Raw genomic sequence first — 26,182 nt, 5'->3', positions numbered from 1 at the left:
ACTCAGGCCGCCGCGACGCTGACGCTGTCCTCGTCGCGCAGTTCCCCCGCGGCCATCTCGTCGAACGACAGCCGGTACTCGGGGACAGGTCTTGCGCGGCCATCGTCGGCCTGCGAGCGAGCCAGCAGCGCGCGCCGCGCCGGGTCCGCCTTGATCAGCCGCCGGGCACGGCCGATTTCCGCCGCATGCTCGGGCCGGCGGCGTTCCCAGTCGGCCAGCAAGGGACCGTGACGCTCAGGGAAGATGCACCACCATTCCACGATCGAGGCCGCGTTGTTGAGGTCGAGCAGCATGCCGGTACTCCGGGAGTTGGATGGCTCGATGATACTGTATTTGCATACAGTAGTGACTCAAATGTGTTGGTTCACGCCCGCCGTCCCCGTTGGAAGGGCTTGCGGGGGACCTCAGACCGCGCTGGCCCGGATGCGGGACTGGCCGAACGTCACCGGCGCCTGCGCCAGCACGTTCATCGCCTGCAGCAGGCGCTCCATGTCGTAGGTCTTGTCGTAGAAGCCGGTGATGCCCGCCTCCACGCATCGGGGACCGTGTTCCGCCTCGTCCGCCGCGGTGACCATGTAGGCGATGCCTTCGTAGCCCGCGGCCCGGAGCCGCTCCATCAGCGCGAAGCCGTCGCCTCGTCCGAGGTCCAGCTCCGTCAGCACCAGGTCGGGCGCGCAGAGCGCCGCCAGCAGGACCGCCTGGTCCTCGTCGGAGGCTTGTCCCACCACGGTCGCGGTGGGCACTTCCCGCAGGCGCTCATAGAGCGTCTTGCGAAAGGTGGCGGAGGGATCGGCGAGGAGGATTTTCATGGCTGTGTCCTGGCCCGATATTGGCACCGCGCGGCCAGGCTGTCTGCGCCGTTCTTGCCACTGCGGGTGTCAGGCATTGCCCTACCCGGCGGGTCGGCGTGAAGACGTTCACGATCTTGCCCGTCAGGCCTTGATCGGCGTGCAGCGCACCGTCACCCCCGGCCGCTTCGGCCCTTCGGTGGCCCAGCGCCACAGGCATTCCGCCATCGCCTGCGCCGCGGCCGATAGCGCGCGATCGCGCCGGCAGATCAGGTAGATGTGGCGTTGCAGCCCCTCGTCGGCGATCGGGCGCGCGATCAGGTCCGGGTGGTTGAAGTGGAACAGCGTCAACGCCGGCACGAGCGTCACGCCGTGGCCCGCGACGACCATGCCCGCCACCGAGCTGAGCTGCTCGAACTCCAGCACCGGCCGCAAGGGCTGCGCGGGCAGCGCGTCGTCCAGCGCCTGCCGCACGCTGCTGGGGCGCGCGGCGTCCAGCGCCTGCCGCACGCTGCTGTGGCGCGCGAGTCCGATCAGCGCATGGTTCGCGCACTCCTCCAGCCGGGGCCGGCGGCGTCGCGCCAGCGGATGGTCCCGCCGGCAGACCAGGTAGAAGTCGTCGGACAGGAAGGGCTCGACCGACAGCTCCGGCGCGGTGGCGCGCACGGCGGCCAGCGCTAGGTCGGCACGGCCCGAACGGACGCGCTCCACGCAGCTTTCCGACAGCACGTCCGCGAGGTCGAGCTCGATGCCCGGGTACTCCTTGCGGAAGGCCGCGAGGTGCGGCGGCAGCCAACCCGCCACGAGCGCGGGCAAGGCCGCCAGCGCCACGCGGCCGCGGCGGCGCGCGACGTGGTCGCGCAGGTCGTCGGTCGCGAGCCGCATGTCCATCAGCAGCCGGCGGGCCGGATCCAGGAACAGCGCGCCTTCGACCGTGGGCTCCACCGCCCGGGTCGTCCGGTCGAAGAGGCGGGCGCCCAGGCCTTCCTCCAGCGACCGGATCAACGCGCTGAAGGCCGGCTGCGACAGGTGGCACTGCGCGGCGGCGCGCGTGAAGCTGCGCAGCTCCGACAAGGCGACGAAGGCGGCGAGCTGCCTGGCCGACAGGTTGGACAACGGCGACACGCGGGTCGAAGCCCTCGACGACTGATTCATTTGACTCACCGATCAGCTGATCCAAACAATCAAATTCTCCTATAGGCGCTGCCTCCCTACAGTCGAGGCATGGAACCCGTCTCAGCGTCTGCTACTACGTCCGCAACAAGCGCCGCATCAACGGCCGTGGCCACGTCGGTGGCCACGTCCTTGCTCGTCGGCTGCGCCGCCGGTTTCTCCGGCGATCGGACCGATGCGGCACGCCCGGTCGTCGACACCCTGATCCGCCTGGGCGGCCCGGCGGCGCTGATCTTCGAGACGCTGGCCGAGCGCACGCTCGCGCTGGCGCAACTGGCGCGGCAGCAGGACCCCGAGAGCGGCTTCGAGCCGCTGCTCGACGAGATGCTGCGGCCGGTGTTCGCGGACTGCCTCGCCCATCGCATCCCGATCGTGGGCAACTTCGGCGCGGCGAATCCGCCGGCCGCGGCGCGCCGCGTGCGGGCCCTGGCGGCCGAACTCGGCCTGCGGGTGCCGGTCGTTGCCGTCGTCGGCGGCGATGCGCTGGAATCGCCCGAGCAACGCGCGCTGCTCACACAGACGCTGGCCCGCGAGGGCCACGCGATCGCCGAGGACACCATCGCCTGCGCCAACGTCTATCTCGGCGCGGAAGGGATCGCGGAAGCCTTGCGCCTGGGCGCGGATGTCGTCGTCACCGGCCGCGTGGCGGACCCGTCCTTGACGGTCGGGCCGGCGCTCGCCCATTTCGGCTGGGCACTCTACGACTGGGATCGTCTGGCCGGCGCGACGATGGCCGGCCATCTGCTGGAATGCGGCGCCCAGGTCTGCGGCGGCTACTACGCGGACCCGGGATTCAAGGAGGTGCCGGACCTGGCGGCCGTGGGTTTCCCCATCGCCCGGATCCAGGCGGACGGCAGTTGCACGGTCTTCAAGGCCGATGGCACCGGCGGCTGCGTCGACGAACACACCGTCAAGGAGCAACTGCTGTACGAGCTGCACGACCCCGCGGCCTACCTGACGCCGGACGTCGTCGCGGACATCGGCGAGGCACAGGTCCAGCAGGTCGGCCTGGATGCGGTGCGGCTGTCCGGCGTGCGCGGGCACGCGCGGCCGGAGGCCCTGAAGGCGAACGTGTTCTTCGCCAACGGCTGGCTGGCGGAAGGCGAGATCTCCTACGCGGGCCCCGGCGCGGAAGCGCGCGCGCGGCTCGCGGCCGATGTGCTCCGCACCCGCCTGAACGGATGGGACCGGCAAGGGCCGCTGCGGGTCGACCTGATCGGCGTGACGAGCGTGCTGGGCGATGACGGCGGCGTTGCATTCGCGCGCCTGGAGACCGGCGACGCGCGCGACGTGCGGCTGCGCGTCGCGGCGAATCACGCCGGGCGTGCCGCCGCCGAGCGCCTGACGCGCGAGGTCACGGCGCTGTACACCTGCGGTCCCGCGGGCGGCGGCGGCGTGAGGACGAATCTGCGCCAGCGCCTCGGTCTGAGTTCATGCCAGTTCCCTCGACAACTGGCCGCTCCGACGATCACGCTCTCATCGGAAGGCAGCGAGGGTGGCTGGGGCCGGAATGGTGCTTGGGGGTCCAGGAGGGATCCCCCATGCACCGTGGAGAGCCCGCGCTTGGCCACGCGCACGACGGTGCCTTCCCGCGCCGCATCTGCATCCACAACCGCATCCGCCACGCGCATCGTCGAACTCCGCCTCGCCGCCCACGGCCGCACGGGCGACAAGGGCAACCGCTCCAACATCAGCGTGATCGCCTGGCACCCGGCGCTGTACCCGCTGCTGGTGGCGCAACTCACCGAGGAGGCCGTGGCCCGGGGATTCGCTTTCCGCCGCCCGAGCCGCGTGACGCGCTACCTGCTGCCGGAGCTGCATGCGATGAACTTCGTGCTGGACGACGTCCTCGACGGCGGCGTCAACGATGCGCTGAACCTCGACAGTCATGGCAAGGCGCTGTCCTTCGTCGTGCTGGCGATGCCGCTGGAGGTGCCGGAGCCTCTGCTGCCGATGCTCCGGCGACCGGTCCTGGAATACAACGACATGATGGAGATGACCCGATGACCTTCCCGAAGCCGATCAACCGCCGACGGGCCCTGCTGACTGCCGCGTGCGCCGCGGCGCTCTCCGCGGCCGCGCCGGCGCACGCCCAGACGCAGACGCAGACGCAAGGCGCGGCCGGCTATCCGAGCCGGCCGATCACCTTCCTGGTCCCGTTCGCCGCGGCGAGCGCGACGGATCAACTGGCGCGGGCGCTGGGCCAGGCGGTCACGGAGCAGACGAAGCTGGCGGTCGTCGTCGACAACAAGTCCGGTGCCAGCGGCATGCTCGCGGCACAGCAGGGCGCGCGTGCCGCGCCGGACGGCTACACGGTGCTGATCACGACCAACACGACACAGGCCGCCAATCCCCACCTGTACCGGAAGCTGCCCTACGACCCGGTGAAGGACTTCGCGCCGGTGACGGGGCTGGGCAAGGGCGGCCAGGTGATGGTGGTGAAGGCGGACGGCCCGTACAAGTCCGTGGCCGACGTGATCGCGCGCGCGAAGCGCGAGCCGGGCAAGGTGAGCTTCGGCAGCGGGAGCGCGTCGAGCCGCGTCGCGGGCGAGCAGTTCCAGCAGCTTTCGCACACGCAGCTGCTGCACGTGCCGTACAAGAGCAACCCGCCGGCCTTGACCGACCTGATCGGCGGGCAGGTCGATTTCATGATCACCGACACGGCCACGGGGCTGCCGCAGATCAAGGGCGGGAAGGTGAGGGCGCTGGGCTTCTCGATGACGAAGCGCTCGCCGCTGCTGCCGGACGTGCCGACGATCGACGAGGCCGGCGTCAAGGGCTACGACATGAGCTACTGGTTCGCGGCCTACGTGCCGGCCGCGACGCCGGCGCCGGTGGTGCAACGGTTGCGCGAGCTGCTGACCGCCGCGCTGCGCAGTCTGCCGGCCAAGACCTTCTTCGAAGCTGCCGGCGTGGACGCCTGGTCCAGCACGCCGGACGAGCTGCGCGCGTTCCAGGAGGCGGAGACGCGCAAGTGGGGAGTGATCATCAAGGCGGCGGGGATCGAGCCGGAGTGATCCTTCCGCCTTACTTCCCTTTCTCGCTCCACAACACCCCGCCGGTCGCCCAGTCCTGACGCTTCACGTCGAAGAACACGACATCGACGCCGTCGGCGCTGCCGCCGAGCACGCGGACGCAGGCCTCGGTGAGTTCCTTGGCCAGATCGGCCTTCTGCTGCGGGGTGCGGCCTTCGAAGAGTTCGACGCGGAGGGTGGGCATGGGAGTTCTCCTGGGAGTGTGGGGGATTCAGTCTCGGAAGCCGGGCGACAGCCGCTCCACGCGGCGCAGCAGCGCGGGCCATTCCGCGTCGCCGTCGCGTTCGGTGCCGTCGCCGACCCATTGGTGGTGGGTCAGGGTGGCGAGTTCGTCGCTGACCTGCAGCACGCGGCCGCCGGTCGCGGCCGTTGCGGCCATCGCGCGCAATTGCGCCTGTGCGGCGCGCTCGAGGATGTGCATCAATAGATAGGCCTCGGCCACGGAACGGCCGACGGTCAGCGTGCCGTGGTTCTCGAGGATCAGGCCGTCGAGCGCGCCGAGATTGGCGACGAGTCGCGTCTGCTCATCGGCTCCGAGCGCGAGGCCTTCGTAGGCATGCCGTCCGAGCCGCCCGTGCAGGCGCATCGCCCATTGCGAGGTCGGTTGCAGCCCGCCGGGCAGCATCGCCAGCGCGACGCCCCAGGGCGCGTGCAGGTGGATCACGCACTCGACGTCGGGGCGGGCAGCGTGCACGGCGCCGTGGATCGCGAAGCCGCTCGGATTCACGCGCCGGCCGGTGCCGTCGACGACACGGCCGCGCACGTCGACCTTCACCAGGCTGGAGGCGCAGACCTCGTCGAAGCCGAGGCCGAATTCATTCAGCAGGTAGACGCCGGGTTCGCCCGGAACGGCGGCCGACAGGTGCGTGTAGATCGTGTCATCCCAACCCGCGAGCGCGGCCAGGCGATAGGCGGCGGCGAGGTCGGTGCGCACGTCGGATTCGGTGCGCGGGTGGGCCTCTTCGTCGTCTTCAATCCAGTCTCCGTGAACCCAGGGCATTGGCGCGTGTGTCGATCGATGGCAATGCGGCGCAGTCTATTCCACGCGCAGGGGCTGGAGATCCGCAGCCGACGCCTACTTGTCGTGGACGGTGAGCGGCTGGTCGGCGCTGTCGGCGACAAAGACGGCGAGGAGCTTGGCCGGCCTCGTCTTGCTGGCATTGCCGCTGATCAGATGGTGCGCCCCGGGATCCTCGTAGAAGCTCTCCCCGGCCTTGTAGATGCGCGCGGGTTCGCCCTCGACCTGACTGCGAATGCTGCCACTGACGACGTAGCCATAGATGAAGGCGGAGGGCGCATGGCGGTGGGACGGCGACTTGGCGCCCGGGGCGTAATTCACTTCGACGGCGCGGAGGGACTTTCCGGGGATGTTGGGAATGTCGCGTGAAAAGACGGGCTTGACGATTTCGCCCGATGGTTCTTGAGTACCGGCGAGGTCGTGGGCGCGGGCCGACAGGCACGAGGCCATGCACACGGCGGTGACAAGGAAGAGACGAGCGAATTGCATTGGCGTTCCAGGTTGACGAGGGCTCAACGATGGCGCCATCCGGGATCATGGACAAGCACCAGAAACGCGCAATCGCGCTGCACCACGGGTTCTGCAATTCAGCGGCTCACACCCCCGGCACGCACACCATCGCAATGCTCGCCCACACCCCGAAGCTGAAGTACGGCGTCAGCCACAGCGCATCGGCCTTCCACGCGACCCAGCTCCCGCTGTGCACGCGGCGACTCCAGGCGTCGCGCGCGCCTTCGTCCAGGCGCATGTAGACCAGCCCGCGCGCGCGTCCTTCGCGGTAGCGGCGGCAGTACATCGGCACGTCGACGCTCAGCACATACGCGACGAAGCCCATCGCGCCCACGATCCCGAAGAGCGCCACCGCGTGGACCCAGCCCGTGCTGTTCACCGCGATGACGCCGAGCAGGATCGCCATCCAGCTGAAGCCCGCCGCCCAGAGCGAGGACTCGACGGCCTGGGTGATGTGGTTCAGCGTCAGCACGCTGTGCCAGCAGAAGCCCTGGGCGATCACCATGAACAGCGGGATCGCCCAAGCCGCCTTCTGCACAGCCGGCATGCCGGCATGCGCCGCCAGCTGATGGACCAGCAGCCCCAGCTGGAACGCGAAACAGATCTCCGCGATCGTGGCCGCCGTGCGGCCCAGGAAGATGCTGGACAGCGGGGTGTCGACCACGACCAGCCGCTCGAGGTCCACCCGAGGAAACAGCGAGCGATAGGCGCAGACCAGCACGTAGACACCGGACAGCGCCAGGTGCAGGTGAGCCTGGAAGCCGCTGATCGGCGCGAACTGCAGCACCGCCAGCCACAGGCAGACGTTGAGCACGGCGATCGCGCGAAGGGCGCGCCACCAAGACAGCACGCCCGGGTCTGCACCGACAAGCCCTACAGAAGAAATATTGCGAATTGATGACATGTCGAGCTCAGGGTAACCGCGAGTCGATTCCCAAGGGAATGGCCCGGAAGGCTCATCCCGCCTTATCGATCGCCGGCGACCAGGGCATGCGGCCTGCCTGACCGGTAGGCACGGACGGCGCGATGATGGGCCCCCCTTTTTTCAGGAGCGTTCATGTTCGACCACGTCAAATTCGGCGTCCGCGACTATGCCGCGAGCCGGACCTTCTATCTCCAGGCGCTCGAGCCGCTCGGCGTGACCATCGGCGGGGAGGGCGTCCCGAGCTACGGCATCGAGATCTGCGGCAGCAACGACGCGTCGCTGTGCCTGTTCCAGACGGAGGAGCGGACGGCGCCGCTGCACATCGCCTTCGTCGCGCAGACTCGCCAGCAGGTCGACGCCTTTCATCGCGCCGCGCTGGCGGCCGGCGGCAAGGACAACGGCCCGCCCGGACTGCGTCCGAAGTACCACGCGAACTACTACGCGGCCTTCATCATCGATCCGGACGGGCACAACATCGAAGCGGTCTGCTACGCGGCGGGCTGAGCGCCCGTCGGCGCCTCGGCGCGTCAGTGCCTCACCGCCTCGGCGCCGCAGCGCGCCGTTCAGCCCGGGTTCATCGCCGCGAAGAGCGACTCGTAGGTCCCGTCGCGCTCCGCCCAGCGGCGGGCGAGGTCGCGATCGAGCAGCACCTCGCCGCGCGGCGTCCGGCCGTCTTCCAGGAGCCGCAGCACCTCGGCGACGTAGTCCGCCAACGGCATGGCGCGGGGATCGCTCGCCTGCTGCGCGCCGGTCAGTCCGGTCTGCACATACGGCGGCGAAAGCTCCAGCACCTCGATCGGGACGCCGCGCATCTGATGCCGCAGCGACTGCAGCCACGAGTGCAGGAAGGCCTTGCTCGCGCAGTAGGTCGGGAAGTCCGCGCGGGGCACGAAGGCCAGTGCCGAGCTGGTCGCGAGGAAGGCCGCGTCCGCCTTGCCCTTGAGCAGCGGCAGCACCGCGGCCGCGACGCGCACCACGCCCAGGATGTTGGTCTGCACGATGGCCTCGGCATCGTCCGCGGTCCACCCGTCGCTGCGCATGTCCTCCGTGCGGGAGATGCCCGCGTTGGCGATGAGCACGTTGAGCTCGGGGAAGTGCGCGCGCAAGGTCGCCGTGAAGCGCGCGAACGACGCGGGGTCGTCGACGTCCAACGCGAGGCCGACGAGGCCGGGCCGCGCGAGGCTCATCTCCTCGAGCAGTGGCTGCCGCCGCCCGGTGACGATGACGCGATTGCCGCGGTCATGCAGCGCCTCGGCCAGCGCGCGGCCGATGCCGCTGGTGCCGCCCGTGACGAGGATGGTGTTGCCGGTGAGTTTCATGGGAAGTCCTTCTGGAAATCAGGTTGCGGAGACGCCGCAGACCAGACCGGCAGAAAGACGCCCGGGCCAGAGGGGGGAACGGAGCCCGGGCAGGCGATACCAGTGGTCATCGGAAACGGCGTCGTGATTCATCGAGAACTGCCCCGCTGGGCTCCTCTCGACAAAGGACGCGTTGGATGACGGTAACGCCTACGGCAGCGCGGGAAACGCACTGCGGGACGAAGTGTAGCGGGAGCCGCGCGGGTATTGCGCCGGCGGGGATCGCGCGGGTGTTGCCTGGGTACAGCGGACGCGGCGGACTCGGCGGACGCAGCGGCGCTGCGCTCAGAAGCCGTAGAGGCTCAACGCGTTGTCGGTGAGCACGACCTCGGTCATCGTGTCCGAAGCCAGCCAGTCGGCGAGCCACCGCGGCGAAGCGGACGTCGCCTGTGCGTCTTCATGAGCCGTGCACGGCCAGTCGCTGCCCCACACCAGCCGCATCGGACCCACGCGGTCCAGCCAGCGGGCCGCCAGGTCCCTGGCCTCGCAGCCGGCCGCCAGGCGGTAGGGCGCGCTCAGCTTCACGAAGAGCCGGTCGTGCTGTCCCGCGACCAGGCCGCTCACCTCGGTCGGCGCCGCCGGCTTGCCGAAGTGGTCGACGACGACCGTCAAGGACTCGGGGAGTTGCCGCAGCACGTCCGCGAGACGGCCGTGGTCCGTGTGGATCTGCAGATGCCAGGACAGTGCTTCCAATTGATCGAAGAGCGGATGCAGTGCCTCGCCGATCCGGTGATCGGTGCCGACCAGGTTGAGACGGACGCCGCAGACGCCGAGCGCGTCCATGCGACGGAGCTCATTCACCGCGAAGCCGGGGCCGACGACGGCCACGCCTCGCAAGTGCGCGGGCCGCTCCGCCAGCAAGCTCAACAGCTGGCTGTTGTCGGTGCCGAGGAAGCTCGGCTGCACGATCACGCCGTGCGAGATCCCCTGCGGCGCGACCGCCGCGTCCCAGGCCTCGATCGGTGCCGCGTAGTCCGGCACGTAGCGCGATCCCGGCACGCCCGAGGTCGTCAGCCCGAACGCATGGAAATGCGCGTCGACCACGCCCGAGAGCGGCGGGGCGGTGCCCATGCCTGGACCCGGTGTGGTCATGGCCTCGCTCAGGCCGGTGGGGCTGATGGCGGGCTTGACGGCGGGGTTGACGGCGGGGTTGACGGCGGGGTTGACGGCGGGGTTGACGGCGGAAAGAGGCGTCGGCATCATGCGTGAATTCTAGTCCTATAGAGGACTATAGGAAAATGGCTTTGCGCACATCGAGTACATCGAGCACTTCAACCCCCTCGGGAACTCCGGAAACGGGAATCGTCCCGGCCGCCGGCGTCAGCCGTTATGCGCAGCTCGCGCAGGACCTGCGCCAGCGCATCATCGGCGGCGAGTGGTCCGCCGGCGCGGCGATTCCCTCGGAGACCGACCTCGCGCAGCGCTTCGGTGTCGCGCTCGGGACGGTCCGGCAGGCCGTCGCCATGCTGGCGGCCGAGGGCATCATCCAGCGCGTGCACGGCAAGGGCACCTTCGTCACGCAGGGCTTGAACGGGCCGTCGCTGCTGCGCTTCTTCCGCTTCCGCGGTCCGGCGGGCGGGCCGCCCACCGCGCAGGTCCGGCGCTGCCAGACCGTCCGCCTGCGCGCCGCCGAGGCCCAGGCGCTCGGCCAGCAGACCGGCGACAGCGCGCTGCGCGTGAAGCGGGTGCGGCTGCTCGACGCGAAGCCGGTGCTCGCCGAAGACCTCCTGCTGCCGCTCGCCCGCTTCGCCGCGTTGCGCGAACTTCCGCTGGGCGACTGGGAGGACCTGCTCTATCCGATGCTGGCCCGCCTGTGCGGCGTCACGGTCGCGCGGGCCGCCGATGAACTGACCTTCGGGCATCTGGATGCCGCGACCGCCGCCCTGCTGGACCTGCCCGAGGGCGCCCCCGGGATCCGCGTCGACCGCAAGGCCTTCGACCTGGGCGGCCAGTGCATCGAGCTGCGCACCACCTGGGGCGACGCCACCGCTTTCCACTACAGCGCCGAGACGCGCTGATCCTCTTTTCCTCTGGAGACCCACGATGATCCAACGACGCCATGCCGTGCTGACGGCGCTGGCCCTGGCCGCCCTCGGCAGCTTCTCCGGCGGCGCCTCGGCGCAAGCCTGGCCCACCAAGCCGGTGACCTTCATGGTGAGCTACCCGCCCGGCGGCGGCGCGGACCTGATCGCGCGCCTGATCGCGCCCAAGGTGGGCGAGGTCCTCGGGCAGACCATCATCATCGAGAACCGTCCCGGCGGCAGCGGCCAGATCGCCGCCGGCGCCGTCTCGCGCGCGCCGGCCGACGGCTACACGCTGCTGTTCGATGCATCCTCGTACGCGGTCACGCCGACGCTGTTCCCCAACTCGCCGTACAAGCAGGGCAAGGCCTTCAAGACGGTCGCGGTGACGGCGCTGTTCCCCAACGTCGTGCTGGTGAACGCGCAGTTCCCCGCGAAGAACGCCGCGGAACTGGTGGCCGCGGCCAAGGTGAAGACGGATGCCGTGGCCTTCGCCTCGTCGGGCAACGGCTCGGCGCAGCACATCGCCGGCGTGCTGTTCGAGCAGGCCGCGAAGGTCGAGATGATGCACGTCCCGTACAAGGGTGGCGGCCCGGCGCTGACCGACGTCATCGGCGGCCAGGTGCCCGTGTTCTTCGGCAACGTGGCCTCGACGCTGCAGTACGTGAAGCAAGGCAAGCTGCGCCCGCTGGCGGTCAGCGGGAAGAAGCGCTCGGCGGCGCTGCCGGACGTGCCCACCGGCGCCGAGGCCGGCCTGCCGGGCTTCGAGATGTACGAATGGAACGGGCTGTTCGCCCCGGTCGGCACGCCCGCGCCGGTGATCGATCGCCTGTCCAAGGCCGTCCAGCAGGCGCTGGCCTCGCCGGAAGTGAAGGCGAAGATCGCCGAGCTCGGCGGTGACGCCTTCCACGGCGGCGTCGCCGAGTCGGAGAAGTTCGTCGACGCCGAACTCAAGCGCATGGCGACACTGATCAAGGAGCGCAGCATCACCGTGGAATGAGCGCGACTCCGCTTTGGGCGCCTCGCGTCGTTGCAAATCCTCGCCATAGCGCTGCTATGGCTCCGGTTTGCGCCTAGCGATGCATCCCAAATCGGAGCCGCGTTGCGTCAGTCGCGCAGCATGCCCAATCGGATGAGGCTCTCGGCGGTCGCGATGATCGCTTCCTCGTTCGAGCGCGGACGCCAGCCGAGCACACGCCGGGCCTTGTTGCCGGAGGCGTTCAGGTTGCGGCCGAGCAGCGAGGCGACGCTGCGTCCCGCGGGCGTGCCGCGCCCGATCAGCTTCACCAGCCAGTTCGGGAGCACCCGCGTCTTCACGCGGTGCGCGGCGGCGCCCAGCTGCCGCTTGAGTACCTTCGCGATGTCGACCATCCACAGGCTGTCGCCGGCGGTGGCGAGGAAACGCTCGCCGTTGGCGGCCGGATCCGTCATCGCGCGCAGATGCAGGTCCGCGACATCGCGGACATCGACGACGCAGGTATTGATCTTCGGACAGCCAGGCTGACCGTCCATCATCCGCTGGATGATGCCGATGGAATGGGAGGTGTCAGGCCCCAGCGCCGGGCCGAACACCGCCACCGGGTTGATCGCGGACAGCTCGAGCCCGCGACCTTCCTTCGCGATGAAATCCCACGCCGCGCGTTCGGCCAGGGTCTTGGACTTCTGATACGGCCAGACCTCGCCGGACTTGCCGGTGAGGTCGCTCCAGTCGGTCTCGTCGAACGGACGGGACATCGGCCCATGACCGGCGCTGATCGCGCCGAAGGCGGAGGTCAGCACGACCCGCTTCACGCCGGCGTCCCGCGCGGCGCGCAGCACGCGCAGGTTGCCGTCCACCGCGGGACGGACCCAGTCATCCTCGGTCGTCTGCGCGCCGGAGGGCGTGGGCGATGCGCCGTGCAACACATAGCGGCATCCCGCCACAGCGTCCGACCACCCTGCATCCGCCGACAGATCGGCGACGACGAAGGACAGGCGATCGCCGGGTTCGGCGCCGCCGACGCGCAGGTGCGTGAGGACCTCGGCCTCGCGCTTCGCGGAGCGGAGCGTGGTCCGCACGCGGTAGCCGCTCGCGAGCAGCGCGAGGATGCAATGCTGGGCGATGAAGCCGGTGCCGCCGGTCACGAGCACGAGGTCGCCGTGCCGGTCGTTGCGGGGGGCGCCGTTCGTGGCCGGGTTCGTGGTCTGGTGCGTGGCGCGGGGGTCTTCGCGTTCGTTCGAGGGACTCATGTCGTGGATGCTCTTCCTGTCGTTCACGGTGGGCGCGGCGCGGCGAGCGGGGAGGAGTCCGCTGCCACCGAGCCGCATGACCGGGACGATACGAAGCTCGATCCGAACTGTGAATGCTTGAGCGTACGCATCACTTGCGTGATAGTTCGGACATGCAGGCCGATCCGTTTTCCGACATCCTCAAGTTCACGCGCGCCGAGTCCCTGGTGACCGGCGGCTTCCAGGCCGGCGGCGCGTGGGCGATCCGTTTCCCCGCACCCGACAAGATCAAGTTCTTCGCTGTCGTGAAGGGCCAGTGCTGGGTGCGCATCGAAGGCGAGCCCGAGGCGGTCCTCTTCGAGACCGGCGACGTGGGGCTGCTGGCGGCGAAGCGCGCGTCGGTGCTGGCCAGCGCCCTGGACATCGAGCCGGTGGACGCGATGGGACTGTTCTCCGGCGCGGGCCGATCGACGGCCACCCTGGGCGACGGCGAGGACTTCGCGCACCTCGGGGGTCACGTCTTGCTCGACCCGGCGAGCGGGAAGTTGCTGGAGGGCGTCCTGCCGCCGTGGATCCACATCCGGGCGGCCTCGCCGCGGGCGACGGTGTTCCGCTGGGTGCTGAACCAGCTGGTCGAGGAGCGCGCGCACCCGCTGCCCGGCACGCCCCTGGTGACGGAGCAGCTGTCGCAACTGCTGTTCATCCAGATCCTGCGCGCGCATCTGGAATCGTCCGGCCCGACGCCGGCGGGTTGGCTGCGCGCGATGGCGGACCCGCGCATCGCGCCGGCGCTGCGCCTGATGCACGGCGACCCGGCCCGGGCCTGGCATCTGGAGGAACTGGCGAGCGCCTGCGCGATGTCGCGGACGACCTTCGCCGTGCGTTTCAAGGAGGTCGCGGGCGTCGCGCCGCTGACCTACCTCGCGGACTGGCGCATGCGGCTGGCGGAGCGCGCGCTGCGCGAAGAGGACACGCCGGTGGCGGTCCTCGCGCAGACGCTGGGTTATGCGTCGGAGAGCGCCTTCAGCAACGCGTTCAAGCGCGTCATGGGGCGGTCGCCGACGGCGTGGCGCCGGGCAGCGGCGGCCGACGCCGGGCCCCAGTCCCGATGAACAGGGCCTTGCCGCCGCTGCGTTTCAGTGATGCCCGGCCTGGTCGCGATAAACCGTGCGGCCATTCAAGGGCTGGACCGCGCGCGAATTGCCCGCCGCTTCATACAGCGCCCGGAAGTGACGGATCTGCGACCTCGACATGATGACGGGCTCTTCCAGCAGCACCCAGGAGACGTTCTCCGGGAAGACATCGGTGCGGAGCTGATCCGCGACCGAGCCCGCCGGGTTGTTGCACCCCACGGCGGACGGTGCCGTCAACGAGCCGTCGTAACGCCACGAATGCGTGCCGTGCGGGAGCACGCGGTCCAGATGGAAAGCGGGGATGGTCAGCGGCGCCGCATTCGAATCCTCCGGCAGCGCGTGCCTGAAGATCTTCTGCAGCTCATGGTGCTCGCCGCCGGCCTTGACCAGCGCGCCGATCACCAGCAGGGCGTCGCTGTCGCCCAGGCAGGCGCCGCGCTTGACGTGGACGAAGTGCACCTCCATCGGCGCCGCCTTGCCATTCACCCGGTGTTCCGACGGCGTGTGGAAGTGGAACTGCGCCAGGTCGTAGGTCGTGCCGTTGACGGTGATCGACGAGCCTGCCGGCACGTTGACGCGCAAGGTGGCGAACTCCTCAGGCACGAAGGGATCCGCGTTGGGATTGAAGGTGTTGACCACCGACACCTCGGCGGTCTGGTAGGCGCGGGTGATTGTCGGAAGGGGCGCGCCGACGGTCGTTGCCGTGTGGATGTCGATCGGGCTTTGCCGGCCCTCAGCGTGGGCGAGGGGCAGGGCGGTCGACAGCGCCAGGACCAGCGACGTGGCGGCGAAGATCGATGGGCGGAAGGGGCGAAGGTAGGACAAGGCAGGCTCCGGTCAGAGGGTGTGAAGACGCGGCGGAGTTATGGCCGAGAACGCCCGAAGCGATGTGGCACGACCCGCAAACTGATGCCGGCATGCGAACTCCGTGGCCAGCCCGGACGGCTGCCTCGACCCATGCCTCGACCCATGCCTCGACCGGTGCCTCGACCGATGCCTCTGGCGATGCCTACTACGACGCCTGGGCGTCACCCCGTGCCTGATCGAGGAATCGCACGAGGCTGTGCGGCGCTTCCTCGCCGAGGCACGCGTCGAGCACCTCGATCGACCCTGCCGCCGCCTCGGCGCTGCGGGGGAAGAGCTTCTCTTCGTAGGCCGCGAGTGCGGTTTCCAGATCGTGCGGGTTCGCGGCGATGGCTTCGCCGAGTTCGGCGCCATCGACCATCGCGAGATTCGCGCCATCGCCCGCCGGGGCCATCAGATGCGCCGCATCGCCGATCAGCGTCACGCCGGGCACGCGCGCCCATCGATGGTCCGCAGGCAGAGCGTGCAGCGAGCGCAGCACCGGATCCGTCTCGCCGTCGGTGATGAGCGCGGTGAGCGCCGGGGCCCAGCCCTCGAACTCTGAAGCTACTCGGCGCAGAGCCTCGGCAGTCTCCTCAGCCTCGATCTCCGACACCCACGCCATCGGCTTGCGGACCGCGACGTAGGTGTGCAGCACGCCGTCCGGCTCGCGGTGCGCAAAGATGCCCTTGCCCGGCGCCATTGCGAAAAAGGCGCCGCCGCCGACTGCGTCCGCGCTCGCGGGATGGCGGACATCGGCATCGGACAGGTAGGTCTCAATGAAGGTCGTGCCGATGTAGGCGGGCTTCGCATCGGAGAGCAGGGGGCGGACTTTCGACCAGGCGCCGTCGGCGCCGACGAGCAGATCCGCCGTCACCGTTGAGCCGTCCACGAAGGACAAGGCGTGCTGCCCACCCTGTCCGTTCTGCCCGTTCCCCAGCGCGGCGACCGACGCCAGCTTTCGTCCCCATTGCACAGTGCCCGCGGGCAGCGAGTCCAGCAGCAGACGGCGGAGTTCGCCGCGACGCACCTCGGGCCGCCCGCCGTGGCCGTCATCGGGTTGATCGAGCAGCACCGTCCCTGTCGGGTCGAGCACCCGCGACGACTGGCCGCCGGGATGGATGAGCCGGACGAAGGCGTCATGCAGCCGCGCGGCCTTCAGCGCGATCTGGCCGCTGTCGTCGTGGATGTCGAGCATGCCGCCCTGCGTGCGCGCGGTGGGCGAGGCCTCGGCCTCGTAGACGGTCGAGGCGATGCCATGGACATGGAGTACCCGGGCGAGCATCAGTCCGCCGAGGCCGGCGCCAATGATCGCGATCGTGCGTGTCATCTTGAATCCTTCAGGGTGGAGTGACATCGCCCGGGGGAAAGGGGGAAAGGGGGGAAGGGGGGAAGGATCGGAACGATGTGTGGAATGTCGTTCCATGATGATGGAGCGGCGTTCCAGTTGTGTCAAGATGCGGCATGGTCAAGAAAGCACGCTCGCCTCAACGGCGCGAGGACGCCCTCTCGCGGGATCGCATCATCGAGACCGCCATCGAGCTGCTCGACAGCGAGGGCGAGGGCGGGCTGACGTTCCGGGCGCTGTCGGAACGGCTCGCGACCGGACCCGGGGCGATCTACTGGCACATCGCGAACAAGGGTGATCTGCTGGTCGCCGCCAGCGACGCGGTGATCGCCGGCGTGATGGCCGCCCATGCGGAGGCGGCGACGCCCGAGGACACGATGCGCGCGCTCGCGCTCGGCATGTTCGATGCGATGGACGATCACCCGTGGATCGGCTCCGCGCTGTTCCACTCGGCCGGCGCGCTGCCGACGGTGCGCCTGCTCGAATGCATCGGGCAGCAGGTGCGGGCGCTCGGCGCGCCGGCGGCGGCGCAATGGTCGGCGACCTCGGCGCTGCTGCACTACATCCTCGGCGTCGGTGGACAGAACGCGGCGAACCGGCTCTCGGCGCAGACACGCGCGCTCGACCGGGAGGACTTCCTCGGCGAAGTGGCGGATGCCTGGTCGGCGCTCGATGAGCGGGACTACCCGTTCACGCGATCGGTGGCGGCGCAGCTCCGCGATCACGACGATCGCGGCGACTTCCTGGCGGGGGTCGATCTGATCCTGGCCGGGATCAAGGCAGCGGCGAAGGCGACGGGTCGGAAGCGGTAACTCGCGCCGAAGCAGCCGATGCCCTTGAGGGGCCGTCGATGCAGGCCCAGGCAAGGACCGGGCAGGCCTTGCGCGCGACGCGTACGCAGCGATGCGGCATTCGGATTCATCGGAAACGCGCAGCGCGTGTCCCGTCCAACGCTGACGCGTCGGCAGGCCCACGGGGCGCGCCCTTGCCCTCCGGGAGGAGCGGTGGACATCAAACCCGCGACACGGCGGAAACCGACGCATCCAACGCGTCCCTCGCCGCGTAAAGGGACTCGGGCGGCACCCTCCGCGCCTGCCTCCACCCCATCGTTCCCTCCAGACGAGGAGCACTTCATGACCCCATTCCCGTTGACCCCCGTGGCGACATCCCTGCGCGTCGGCCTGTTCGCCGCGAGCGCGCTGTGCGCCGGTCTGGCCTTCGCGTCCAGCCACCGCGAGGCGCCGTTCATCACCACCGTCCCCAAGGCGGATGCGACCGACTTCTACATGTTCATGAGCTACGAGGCCGGCCGCACCGACTACGTCACCCTCATCGCCAACTACCTGCCGCTGCAGGATCCGTACGGCGGTCCCAACTACTTCTCGCTGGACCCGAACGCGCTCTACGAGATCCACGTCGACAACAACGGCGACGCCAAGGAGGACATCACCTTCCAGTTCCGCTTCAAGAACTCGCTGAAGGCCACCGCGCTGACCATCGGCGACAAGACCGTGCCGATCCCGCTGATCCAGTCGGGTCCCGTGTCCGACGTGAAGGCCGCATCGCTCAACCTCAACGAGAGCTACACCGTGGACATCGTGCGCGGCGACCGCCGCTCCGGCTCGCGCGCGGCTATCACCAACGCCAGCGGCGGCGGGACGTCCTTCGACAAGCCCGTCGACAACATCGGCAAGAAGACGATCGCCGACTACCCGGCCTACGCGGCCAAGCACATCTACTCGGTCACCATTCCCGGCTGCGCCCAGCCGGCCAAGGTCTTCGTGGGCCAGCGCAAGGACCCGTTCGCGGTCAACCTGGGCACGATCTTCGACCTCGTGAACGCGCCGGTCGGCGTCATCACCGATCCGGCCCAGATCAACGCGGCGCCCAACACGCTGGAGGGGAAGAACGTCACCACGCTCGCGCTCGAGGTGCACAAGAGCTGCCTCGTCGCCGGCACCGAACCGGTGATCGGCGGCTGGACCTCGGCCAGCATGCGCCAGGCCCGCATCCTCGATCCCGCGCCCAAGGCCGGACACCAGAACAGCGACAAGGCCGGCGGCGCCTGGGTCCAGGTCTCCCGCCTGGGCATGCCGCTGGTCAACGAGGTCGTCATCGGCCTGCCCGACAAGGACCGCTTCAACGCGTCCAAGCCCAAGGACGACGCGCAGTTCGCCAACTACGTGACCAACCCGACCCTGCCGGCGCTGCTGTCCACCGTGCTCAACCTGCCGGGGACCGCGCCGACCAACCTGCCGCGCAACGACCTGGTCACGACCTTCCTCACCGGCATCAAGGGGGTGAACCAGCCGGCCAACGTGGTGGCGTCGGAAGAGCTCCGCCTGAACACGTCCATCGCGGCCGTGCCCTTCGCGCAGCAGAACCGGCTGGGCATCGTCGGCAACCTGCTCGCGCACGGCAGCGACAACGCGGGGTATCCGAACGGCCGCCGGCCGAAGGACGATGTCGTGGACATCTCGCTCGTCGCGGTGATGGGCGGCCTGTGCGTGGCCAACGGCGATACCGACGCGCTGGCGCTCGGCGCGGCCTGCAAGCCGTCCGCGGTCCCGCTGGGCGCCACGGCGTTCAAGCTGCATGACGCGGTCGACCAGGCCGTCGTGCCGCTGCTGCCCGGCTTCCCCTACCTGTACACGCCCATGGGCGGTACGCAGTGATTGAGGAGCCCATCATGAGCGAATCCTCTTCGAGCGTTTCGGGCGTTTCGATCGCTTCAAGGTCCTCCGGGCCTCTTGAGCCTTCCGCCTCTTCCGGGCCTGCCGATCGCGACCGTCTCGACGATCGGACCCGCGTGGCGCCGCTTCGCCGTCCGGCGCTCGCGCTGACGGCGATCGCCGCCGCCGCGATGGTGGCCGGCTGCTTCGGCGGAGGCGGTGACGATGACGGCGGGGGCGGACCTGTCGACACGACACCTGCCTCGGTGCCGGACAGCGCGCTCGGGTCGTCCACGGCCTACACGCAGTTCACGCTGACGACGTCGCAGTCGAGCAGCGAGACCGCGGAGCCGCTGACGGCCGACAACGTGGCGACGCCGCCCGCCAGCGAGACCGACGAACCGGCGTCCGTCACTTGAAGGCCGCGCGAGCCCTGGCGCTCGCGTGCCTCGCCACCATCGTCGCCGGGGCGTCGGCGGAGCCCTTCACCCCTCGTCAGGACGACGAGGTCGTGGAGCGGCTGCCGCTGCGCGCGGGATCGGCGGGCGAGCGGGCGCGCCAGCGCGCCGAGCAGCGCGTGCTGGCGCAGCAGCCGCGCGATCTCGGACTGGCGCTGCGCGCCGCGCGCGAGGCCATCGAGCGCAGCCGGCGCTACGGCGATCCGCGCGACCTCGGTACCGCGCAGGCGTGGCTGCAGCCGTGGTGGAACGATCGTGCCGCGCCGCCCGCGGCGCGCCTGCTCAAGGCGACGGTGCTGCAGGCGCGGCATGACTTCGATGCGGCGCTGGCGGAACTCGATCGCCTGCTCGGCGAGCGCGGCCTGCCGGCCCCGCTCCAGGCCCAGGCGGAGCTCACGCGCGCCGGCATCCTGCAGGTGCGCGGCCGATGGGATGAGGCGCGCGCCGGCTGCGAACGACTGGCGGCACCGCCGCTGTCGCTGTCGCATGGGCACGCCTGTCTGGCCGAACTCGACAGCCTGCAAGGCAGGGACGCGGCCGCGACGCAACGGCTGGCGGCACTCGATCGCGCGCCTGGCGCGCCGCATGCTTGGATCGCGCTCCTGCGGGCCGAGCTTGCGGAGCGCCAAGGCCTCGCGACCGCGGGACCGCTGTACGCGCAAGCGCTGAAATTGGGCGACGACCTCTACGTCCGCGCGGCGTATGCCGACTGGCTGCTCGATGCGGATCGCCCGAAGGATGCGGCGGCCATCGTGCGCGCCGGACAACCGGAGGGATTGGACCAGCTCCCCGATGCGCTGCTGTTGCGCCTGGCCATCGCCTGGAAGCGATCGGGTGATCCCGGCGCCGCGCGCGTGGCGGCAGAAATGCGACAGCGCTTCGATGCGGCGGCGCTGCGCGGCGACACGAGTCATGCGCGGGAACGCGCGCGCTTCGCGCTCGATGTGCAGGGCGATACCGCGCTCGCCTTGAAGGAGGCGACGACGAACTGGACTCAGCAGCGCGAACCGGCGGACGCGGTGCTCCTGCTGCGCGCCGCGCGAGCCGCGAATCGATCGGACGCCGCCGACCCGGTACGGACCTTCGTCCGCGAGCGATCGATGCAGGACCAACGTCTGAAGGAGCTCGGATGAACGCGGCCCTGACCCTGGGCGCCTGCATGAATGCGTGGCTCCGACGCGTCCTCGCCGGATCCGTCGTCCTCGCCGGCCTCATGGGGGCCACGGTCGCGGAGGCCCACAAGGCCAGCGATGCCTACCTGCAGCTGCGCGCCGAAGGCACCGCCGTGACCCTGCGCACCGACATCGCCTTGCGCGACCTGGACCGCGATCTGGTCCTCGACGCGGATGACGACGGCCTGCTGCGCTGGGGCGAGGTTCGATCGCGTGCATCGGACATCGAGGCGCTGCTCGATCGCAGCGTGCGCGTGGAGATCCATGACAGCCAAGGCTTCGCCTGCCGACCTGGGCCGCATCCGCCGCTGCAACTGGAGCAGCACAGCGACGGCCGCTATGCCGTGCTGGCGCGGACGTGGAACTGCGGTCAGGCGCCGGCCACCGGCACGCTGTCGTACGGCCTGTTCGCGGCGACCGATCCGACGCATCGCGGCGTGCTGGTGTGGCGCCAGGGTGGGGCGGCGAAGACCGCGGTGATCGCGCCAGGGACGGTGGGCATGACGGTGGCGTTCGGAGTGGACGCTGCGGCGGCCTCCGGGCCGGCCGGCAATGCGGGCGACGCAGGCCATGCCGACGGTGCCGGCAAGGGCCGCGCGGACGGCGTCCAGGCGCACGGCCTGACAAGCATCTTCCGCGACGGCGTGCATCACATCTGGATCGGCATCGACCATGTGCTGTTCCTCGTCGTGCTGCTGCTGCCGGCGGTGCTGCGACGCGAAGCCGGTCAGTGGCGTGCCGCAGTTGATTGGCGATCGTCGCTGTGGAGCGTGCTCGGCGTCGTCACCGCCTTCACGGTGGCGCACTCGATAACCCTGGCGCTGGCCGTCTTCGACGTGGTCAATCCGCCGTCCCGATGGGTCGAAAGCCTGATCGCGCTGAGCGTGCTCCTCGCGGCGCTGAACAACCTGCGCCCGGTGCTGGTGGAGACGCGATGGCGGCTCACCTTCGCTTTCGGACTGGTGCACGGCTTCGGTTTCGCAAGCGCGTTGAAAGACCTCGGACTGGCGAGGTCCGAGCTGGCCGCGCCGCTGGTCCTTTTCAACCTGGGTGTAGAAGCGGGGCAGCTCGCGATCGTCGCCGTGCTGGTGCCGCTGGCCTGGGCCGCGCGGCGCTGGCGCGGTTATCCACGATGGGTGCTGGGCGTGGGTTCCGTGCTCGTGGCGCTGATCGCGATCGTCTGGCTTGTCGAACGTCTCTTCGATGTCCAGATCCTGGGAGTGGGCGGATGAAAACCCATCGTGTCACGGCCGTCGCGGTGACGCTGGCGACGATGGGTCTGCTCGGCGCGGCACGCGCCGCGGAGCCGGCGACGGACGCCGCCGCGGTCCTGGCACCAGCGACCGCAACTGCGACCACGCAGACCTTCGCGCTGCAGCGCGTGGAGGTGGAAGGACGCCACTACGACAACGGCGTGGGCAGCAGCGATGCGGCCTCGCAGGGGACCGTCCGTGCGGCGCTCCTCAAGAGTCGCCCGGTGCTGCGTCCCGGCGAGGTGCTGGAATTCGTCCCCGGCCTGATCGTCACGCAGCACAGCGGCGACGGGAAGGCGAACCAGTATTTCCTGCGCGGCTTCAACCTCGACCACGGCACCGATTTCGCGACGACGGTGATGGGGCTCCCGGTCAACATGCCGAGCCACGCGCACGGGCAGGGTTACGCCGACCTTAACTTCCTGATCCCGGAACTGGTCGATCGCATCGACTACCGCAAGGGCCCGTACTTCGCGCGCAACGGCGACTTCTCCGCGGCCGGATCGGCGGACATCGACTACCTGCGCGAACTCGACGCGCCCTTCGTCAGCCTGACGCTGGGCGAGGGCCGCTACCGGCGCGCGCTGGCCGCCGGATCGGCGCGTGTCGCCGAGGGCGTGCAACTGCTCGGTGCCGTGGAGGCGATGGGCAACGACGGCCCGTGGCGGCTGCCGGAAGACCTGAGCCGGCGCAACCTCGTGCTGAGCCTGTCGGGCAGGTCCGGCATCGATCGCTGGCGCGTCGGCCTGATGGACTACCGCGCCGACTGGACGTCGACCGACCAGGTGCCGCAACGCCTCATCGATGCGGGCACCTTCGACGGCCGGCCGTTCGGCCGCTTCGACGCGATCGACCCGAGCGACGGCGGCCGCACGCGCCGCAGCAGCCTGTTGGGCGAGTGGTCCCGTGACGAGGGCGGCCGCAGCACCCGCGTGGCGGCGTATGCGATGTCGTACCAGCTGTCGCTCTACTCGAACTTCACCTACGCGATGGAGCGCCCCGAGACGGGCGACCAGTTCGCGCAGAAGGACGACCGCAAGATCTACGGCTTCAGCGCCAGCCACGCGATGGAGACGACGTTGGGCGGGCTGCCCGCGCGTGGCGAGGTCGGCTTCCAACTGCGTCAGGACCGCGCGCGGGTGGGACTCTTCGACACGCAGGCACGCGCGACGGTCGGCACGACACGCGACGACCGGGTGCGGGAGACGCTCGCGAGCCTCTACGGCGACCTGGGCGTCGAGCTCACACCCTGGGCACGCACCGTCGTCGGCGTGCGCGCGGACCAGGCCCGCTTCCGCGTGGAAAGCCTCAGCAACGCGATGAACTCCGGTGCCGCGCGACAGACCCTGGCGTCGCCGAAGGTGTCGCTGGTCCTGGGGCCGTGGTCGCGCACGGAGTTCTTTCTCAACGCCGGCCGCGGTTTCCACAGCAACGACGCGCGCGGCGTGACCGCCCGCGTCGATCCGCGCAGCGGCGATCCCGTGGACGCGGTGCCCGGGCTGGTCAAGGCGAAGGGTTACGAGCTCGGCGTGCGCAGCGAGATCGTGCCGGGGTTGCAGAGCTCGCTGGCCTTGTGGAAGCTCGACTTCGATTCGGAGCTCGTCTACGTCGGCGATGCGGGCGCCACCGAGGCCAACCGCCCCAGCAAGCGGCACGGCATCGAATGGAACAACCGCTACGTGCCGGTGCCGTGGCTGCTGATCGACGCCGACCTGGCCTGGACCCGTGCCCGTTTCTCCGATGCCGATCCAGCCGGCGCGCGCATCCCCAACGCCGTCGACAAGGTCGCCTCCTTCGGCGTGACCGTGCGCGAGCTGGGCCCCTGGTCGGCGAGCCTGCAATGGCGCTATCTCGGCAGCGCGCCGCTGATCGAGGACGACAGCGTGCGGTCGAGGTCCTCGCTGACGACCAACCTGCGCGTCAGCCGGCGTTTCGGAACGAAGACGGAAGTGACCCTGGACGTCTTCAACCTGATGGATCGCCGGGTCAACGACATCGAATACTTCTACGAGTCCCGGCTGCCCGGCGAACTGGCCGCCGTGGCCGACCGCCACGTGCACCCGGCGGAGCCGCGCACGCTGCGCGTCACGCTGCGGCGCAGTTTCTGATCCTTGCTGATCCAGATGCACATCGCCTGCGTACAAGGGTTCATGACGACCCCCTCCGACGAATCCGGCTCCGATCCGCGGGCCGATGCGGCGCCGTCCGCCCATGCCGAGCGCGATGCCCGCCTCGCGGCGCTGATGGCGCGCGTCGCGTCGTCCGACCGCGGCGCCTTCGACGAGCTCTACCGGGCCACCAGCGCGACGCTGTTCGGCATGGTGCTGCGCATCAACCGCGACCGTGGCCACGCGGAGGAGGTGCTGCAGGAGATCTACATCACCGTCTGGCGGCAGGCGCCGAGCTTCGACGCCGCGCACGGCAAGGCGCTGACCTGGCTCACGACGATCGCGCGGCACCGGGCGATCGACAGTTTGCGGCGCCGTGCCGCGCAGCCGGCGACCATCAGCCATTTCGGTGCCCTCGGCGGGCACGATGGCGGCGGGGGAGGCGGCGACGGCGAACGCGACCTGCTGGACCACCTGCCCAGCGAGCAGCCCAGCCCGCTGGACCTGCTGGCCGACGCGAACCGGGCGCATGCGCTGGAGCGCTGCATGTCGCAGCTCAGCGGCGAGCAGCGCAGCAGCCTGGCGCTGGCGTACTACCAGGGACTCTCACACGCCGAGGTGGCCGAGCACATCGGCCAGCCGCTGGGCACGGTGAAGAGCTGGGTGCGGCGCGGGCTGCTGACGCTGCGCGGCTGTCTGGACCGGGCCGCCGAACGCCTGGGTGCGATGGGCAGGGTGGCCTGATGGACTACGGACATCCCGAACGCGCCGAGCGCCTGGCGGCGGACTATGCCGTGGGCACGCTGCGAGGCGGCGCGCGGCGTCGCTTCGAGCGCCTGCTGCCCGCGCATCCCGCGCTGGCGGCGGCCACCGCGGCGTGGTCGGCGCGGCTCCAGTTGCTGGCAGGGCAGGTGGCGCCGGTCGAGCCGCCGCGCAGCGTATGGACGACGATCCAGACGCGCCTCTTCGGGCAGCCGGCGGGCGAGTCGGTGTCCGCCTCTGGATCTACATCGACCTCATCGCAGACGTCGCAGTCTTCGCACGTGTCGACATCCGAGGCACGCGCGACGGCACAGGATCGCCCGGGCCAACTGCGCTTCTGGCGCGGCCTCAGCGCCATGGCACTCGCGGCATCGGTCGCACTGACGGTGCTCGTCGCCCGTCCCGTGCCCGAAGCCGCGCCGGTCGTCGTGGTGCTACGCAGCACGCCGGAAGGCGTCGAGCTCGTCAAGACGGGCTTCGTCGCCAGCGTGTCCGCGGACGGACGGGCGCTGGTGCTGAAACCCCTGGCGCCGGTGGTCATCGATGCGGCTCATGCGCTCGAACTCTGGGCGGTTCCGAAGGCGGGTGCGCCGCGCTCGCTGGGCCTGATCGCCTCGGGCGACGTGCCCACCACCGTCACCAGAGCGAACCTGCTCGACGACACCCAGGCCTTCGCCGTCAGCCTGGAACCCAGCGGCGGCTCGCGCACGGGCAAGCCGACCGGGCCGATCGTGTCGGCGGGCGGGATCTGAGGACGCGAAGAATCGTCGACCTGACGCGTTCTGATCTCGGACAGTAGATCTGTCCCCGAATGCTGCGGACCGTGTCGAAAATGGGGAGGGCTGCTCGTCGTGCATACGATGACACCCGCAACCCCAAGGAGACTTCACATGCAAGCGAAGAACACGATCTGCGTCTGGTACGACCGCGATGCCGAAGCGGCTGCGCGCTTCTACGAGAAGACTTTCCCGGACAGCACCGTGGGCCGTATCGCTCGGGCGCCGGGCGACTATCCCTCCGGCGTGGAGGGCGACGTGCTGGTCGTCGAGTTCACGGTGATGGGCATCCCCTGCATCGGTCTGAACGGCGGCCCGGGCATCAAGCACAGCGAGGCCTTCTCGTTCCAGGTTGCGACTGACGACCAAGCCGAGACGGACCGGCTGTGGAACGCGATCGTCGGCAACGGCGGCCAGGAGAGCGAATGCGGCTGGTGCAAGGACAAGTGGGGCGTCTCGTGGCAGATCACGCCGCGCGTGCTGTCCGAGGCGCTGAACAACCCCGACCGCGCGGCCGCCAAGCGCGCCTTCAGCGCGATGATGGAGATGAAGAAGATCGACGTCGCGAAGATCGAGGCAGCGCTGAAGGGTTGAAGCGCCAAAGGCCGAGGCGGCCGCCGC

Annotated in this window: 27 protein-coding genes and 1 pseudogene; 16 read left to right on the top strand and 12 right to left on the bottom strand. The window is 69.9% G+C overall.

Annotated features, from left to right (window positions below; genetic code table 11):
- Positions 1-2: 2 nt before the first annotated feature.
- The 3 genes from AC07OZ_RS05130 to AC07OZ_RS05120 all read right to left on the bottom strand — a co-directional run bounded on the left by AC07OZ_RS05130 (position 3) and on the right by AC07OZ_RS05120 (position 1,943).
- Positions 3-293 carry a hypothetical protein gene (locus AC07OZ_RS05130; protein ID WP_495466070.1) on the bottom strand — a complete coding sequence of 97 codons (291 nt, stop codon included), beginning with the start codon at positions 291-293 and terminating at the stop codon, positions 3-5.
- A 111-nt stretch (positions 294-404) separates the two neighbouring features.
- Positions 405-809 (bottom strand): response regulator, encoded by a 405-nt coding sequence (locus AC07OZ_RS05125; protein ID WP_495466069.1) that lies wholly within the window; start codon positions 807-809, stop codon positions 405-407.
- Between the two features lie 123 nt (positions 810-932).
- Complete coding sequence (locus AC07OZ_RS05120) at positions 933-1,943, bottom strand: LysR family transcriptional regulator (RefSeq protein WP_495466068.1); 1,011 nt, start codon at positions 1,941-1,943, stop codon at positions 933-935.
- Between the two features lie 138 nt (positions 1,944-2,081).
- Here AC07OZ_RS05120 and AC07OZ_RS05115 point away from each other — a divergent pair.
- The 3 genes and pseudogenes from AC07OZ_RS05115 to AC07OZ_RS05105 all read left to right on the top strand — a co-directional run.
- Positions 2,082-3,428: pseudogene (locus tag AC07OZ_RS05115) on the top strand (acyclic terpene utilization AtuA family protein); the annotation flags it as partial.
- Between the two features lie 81 nt (positions 3,429-3,509).
- The gene (locus AC07OZ_RS05110) at positions 3,510-3,968 is read left to right on the top strand and encodes an AtuA-related protein (RefSeq protein WP_495466488.1); all 459 of its coding nucleotides are present in this window, start codon (positions 3,510-3,512) and stop codon (positions 3,966-3,968) included.
- Positions 3,965-4,978, top strand: a complete 1,014-nt coding sequence (locus AC07OZ_RS05105; protein WP_495466067.1) for a Bug family tripartite tricarboxylate transporter substrate binding protein — start codon at positions 3,965-3,967, stop codon at positions 4,976-4,978. Before AC07OZ_RS05110 ends, AC07OZ_RS05105 begins: the two co-directional genes overlap by 4 nt.
- Positions 4,979-4,988: 10 nt before the next feature.
- On the opposite strand, the gene AC07OZ_RS05100 is transcribed toward AC07OZ_RS05105, so the two are convergent.
- The 4 genes from AC07OZ_RS05100 to AC07OZ_RS05085 form a co-directional block, all read right to left on the bottom strand.
- On the bottom strand, positions 4,989-5,180 hold the full coding sequence (locus AC07OZ_RS05100) for a 4-oxalocrotonate tautomerase (protein WP_495466066.1): 192 nt from the start codon (positions 5,178-5,180) through the stop codon (positions 4,989-4,991).
- Between the two features lie 27 nt (positions 5,181-5,207).
- Positions 5,208-5,996, bottom strand: a complete 789-nt coding sequence (locus tag AC07OZ_RS05095) for a class II aldolase/adducin family protein (protein WP_495466065.1) — start codon at positions 5,994-5,996, stop codon at positions 5,208-5,210.
- A 75-nt stretch (positions 5,997-6,071) separates the two neighbouring features.
- Positions 6,072-6,503 (bottom strand): cupin domain-containing protein, encoded by a 432-nt coding sequence (locus AC07OZ_RS05090; protein ID WP_495466064.1) that lies wholly within the window; start codon positions 6,501-6,503, stop codon positions 6,072-6,074.
- A 106-nt stretch (positions 6,504-6,609) separates the two neighbouring features.
- Positions 6,610-7,374 carry a hypothetical protein gene (locus tag AC07OZ_RS05085; RefSeq protein WP_495466063.1) on the bottom strand — a complete coding sequence of 255 codons (765 nt, stop codon included), beginning with the start codon at positions 7,372-7,374 and terminating at the stop codon, positions 6,610-6,612.
- A gap of 207 nt (positions 7,375-7,581) precedes the next feature.
- On the opposite strand from AC07OZ_RS05085, the gene AC07OZ_RS05080 reads away from it, so the two are divergent.
- Positions 7,582-7,953 carry a VOC family protein gene (locus tag AC07OZ_RS05080; protein WP_495466062.1) on the top strand — a complete coding sequence of 124 codons (372 nt, stop codon included), beginning with the start codon at positions 7,582-7,584 and terminating at the stop codon, positions 7,951-7,953.
- 59 nt (positions 7,954-8,012) lie between these two features.
- On the opposite strand, the gene AC07OZ_RS05075 is transcribed toward AC07OZ_RS05080, so the two are convergent.
- On the bottom strand, positions 8,013-8,768 hold the full coding sequence (locus AC07OZ_RS05075) for an SDR family oxidoreductase (protein WP_495466061.1): 756 nt from the start codon (positions 8,766-8,768) through the stop codon (positions 8,013-8,015).
- 324 nt (positions 8,769-9,092) lie between these two features.
- On the bottom strand, positions 9,093-10,010 hold the full coding sequence (locus AC07OZ_RS05070) for an amidohydrolase family protein (RefSeq protein ID WP_495466060.1): 918 nt from the start codon (positions 10,008-10,010) through the stop codon (positions 9,093-9,095).
- A gap of 35 nt (positions 10,011-10,045) precedes the next feature.
- On the opposite strand from AC07OZ_RS05070, the gene AC07OZ_RS05065 reads away from it, so the two are divergent.
- The gene (locus AC07OZ_RS05065; protein ID WP_495466059.1) at positions 10,046-10,825 is read left to right on the top strand and encodes a GntR family transcriptional regulator; all 780 of its coding nucleotides are present in this window, start codon (positions 10,046-10,048) and stop codon (positions 10,823-10,825) included.
- A gap of 25 nt (positions 10,826-10,850) precedes the next feature.
- Positions 10,851-11,828, top strand: a complete 978-nt coding sequence (locus AC07OZ_RS05060) for a tripartite tricarboxylate transporter substrate binding protein (protein WP_495466058.1) — start codon at positions 10,851-10,853, stop codon at positions 11,826-11,828.
- Between the two features lie 107 nt (positions 11,829-11,935).
- On the opposite strand, the gene AC07OZ_RS05055 is transcribed toward AC07OZ_RS05060, so the two are convergent.
- Positions 11,936-13,057, bottom strand: coding sequence for an SDR family oxidoreductase (locus tag AC07OZ_RS05055; protein ID WP_495466057.1), 1,122 nt, complete (start codon positions 13,055-13,057; stop codon positions 11,936-11,938).
- Between the two features lie 152 nt (positions 13,058-13,209).
- On the opposite strand from AC07OZ_RS05055, the gene AC07OZ_RS05050 reads away from it, so the two are divergent.
- Positions 13,210-14,148 (top strand): AraC family transcriptional regulator, encoded by a 939-nt coding sequence (locus AC07OZ_RS05050; RefSeq protein WP_495466056.1) that lies wholly within the window; start codon positions 13,210-13,212, stop codon positions 14,146-14,148.
- A gap of 24 nt (positions 14,149-14,172) precedes the next feature.
- Here the strand turns inward: AC07OZ_RS05050 and AC07OZ_RS05045 are convergent, their stop codons facing one another.
- Positions 14,173-14,994 carry a carbonic anhydrase gene (locus AC07OZ_RS05045; protein ID WP_495466055.1) on the bottom strand — a complete coding sequence of 274 codons (822 nt, stop codon included), beginning with the start codon at positions 14,992-14,994 and terminating at the stop codon, positions 14,173-14,175.
- Between the two features lie 187 nt (positions 14,995-15,181).
- Positions 15,182-16,342 (bottom strand): FAD-dependent oxidoreductase, encoded by a 1,161-nt coding sequence (locus tag AC07OZ_RS05040; protein ID WP_495466054.1) that lies wholly within the window; start codon positions 16,340-16,342, stop codon positions 15,182-15,184.
- Positions 16,343-16,476: 134 nt separating this feature from the next.
- Here AC07OZ_RS05040 and AC07OZ_RS05035 point away from each other — a divergent pair, with 134 nt between their 5' ends.
- The 9 genes from AC07OZ_RS05035 (at position 16,477) to AC07OZ_RS04995 (ending at position 26,155) form a co-directional block, all read left to right on the top strand.
- Entirely contained in the window at positions 16,477-17,172 is a 696-nt protein-coding gene (locus AC07OZ_RS05035) for a TetR/AcrR family transcriptional regulator (protein ID WP_495466053.1), read from the top strand.
- A 321-nt stretch (positions 17,173-17,493) separates the two neighbouring features.
- Positions 17,494-19,035: a DUF4331 domain-containing protein gene (locus AC07OZ_RS05030; protein ID WP_495466052.1), complete on the top strand. Its 1,542-nt coding sequence runs from the start codon at positions 17,494-17,496 to the stop codon at positions 19,033-19,035.
- Between the two features lie 134 nt (positions 19,036-19,169).
- Positions 19,170-19,451: a hypothetical protein gene (locus tag AC07OZ_RS05025; RefSeq protein WP_495466051.1), complete on the top strand. Its 282-nt coding sequence runs from the start codon at positions 19,170-19,172 to the stop codon at positions 19,449-19,451.
- The gene (locus AC07OZ_RS05020; RefSeq protein WP_495466050.1) at positions 19,448-20,623 is read left to right on the top strand and encodes a tetratricopeptide repeat protein; all 1,176 of its coding nucleotides are present in this window, start codon (positions 19,448-19,450) and stop codon (positions 20,621-20,623) included. The genes AC07OZ_RS05025 and AC07OZ_RS05020 overlap by 4 nt, the downstream gene beginning before the upstream one ends.
- Entirely contained in the window at positions 20,620-21,894 is a 1,275-nt protein-coding gene (locus tag AC07OZ_RS05015; RefSeq protein ID WP_495466049.1) for a HupE/UreJ family protein, read from the top strand. The genes AC07OZ_RS05020 and AC07OZ_RS05015 overlap by 4 nt, the downstream gene beginning before the upstream one ends.
- On the top strand, positions 21,891-24,023 hold the full coding sequence (locus AC07OZ_RS05010; RefSeq protein ID WP_495466048.1) for a TonB-dependent receptor: 2,133 nt from the start codon (positions 21,891-21,893) through the stop codon (positions 24,021-24,023). The genes AC07OZ_RS05015 and AC07OZ_RS05010 overlap by 4 nt, the downstream gene beginning before the upstream one ends.
- 42 nt (positions 24,024-24,065) lie before the next feature.
- A complete protein-coding gene (locus tag AC07OZ_RS05005) occupies positions 24,066-24,767 on the top strand; it encodes a sigma-70 family RNA polymerase sigma factor (protein WP_495466047.1) in 702 nt (233 codons plus the stop codon).
- A complete protein-coding gene (locus AC07OZ_RS05000; RefSeq protein ID WP_495466046.1) occupies positions 24,767-25,537 on the top strand; it encodes an anti-sigma factor in 771 nt (256 codons plus the stop codon). Before AC07OZ_RS05005 ends, AC07OZ_RS05000 begins: the two co-directional genes overlap by 1 nt.
- 138 nt (positions 25,538-25,675) lie before the next feature.
- Positions 25,676-26,155 carry a VOC family protein gene (locus AC07OZ_RS04995; RefSeq protein WP_495466045.1) on the top strand — a complete coding sequence of 160 codons (480 nt, stop codon included), beginning with the start codon at positions 25,676-25,678 and terminating at the stop codon, positions 26,153-26,155.
- Positions 26,156-26,182: the final 27 nt, after the last annotated feature.

Source organism: Roseateles sp. GW821-FHT09G03, from assembly GCF_059416045.1.
Note: the sequence above shows the minus strand (reverse complement) of the source record. Positions and strands in the feature narration are given on the sequence as shown.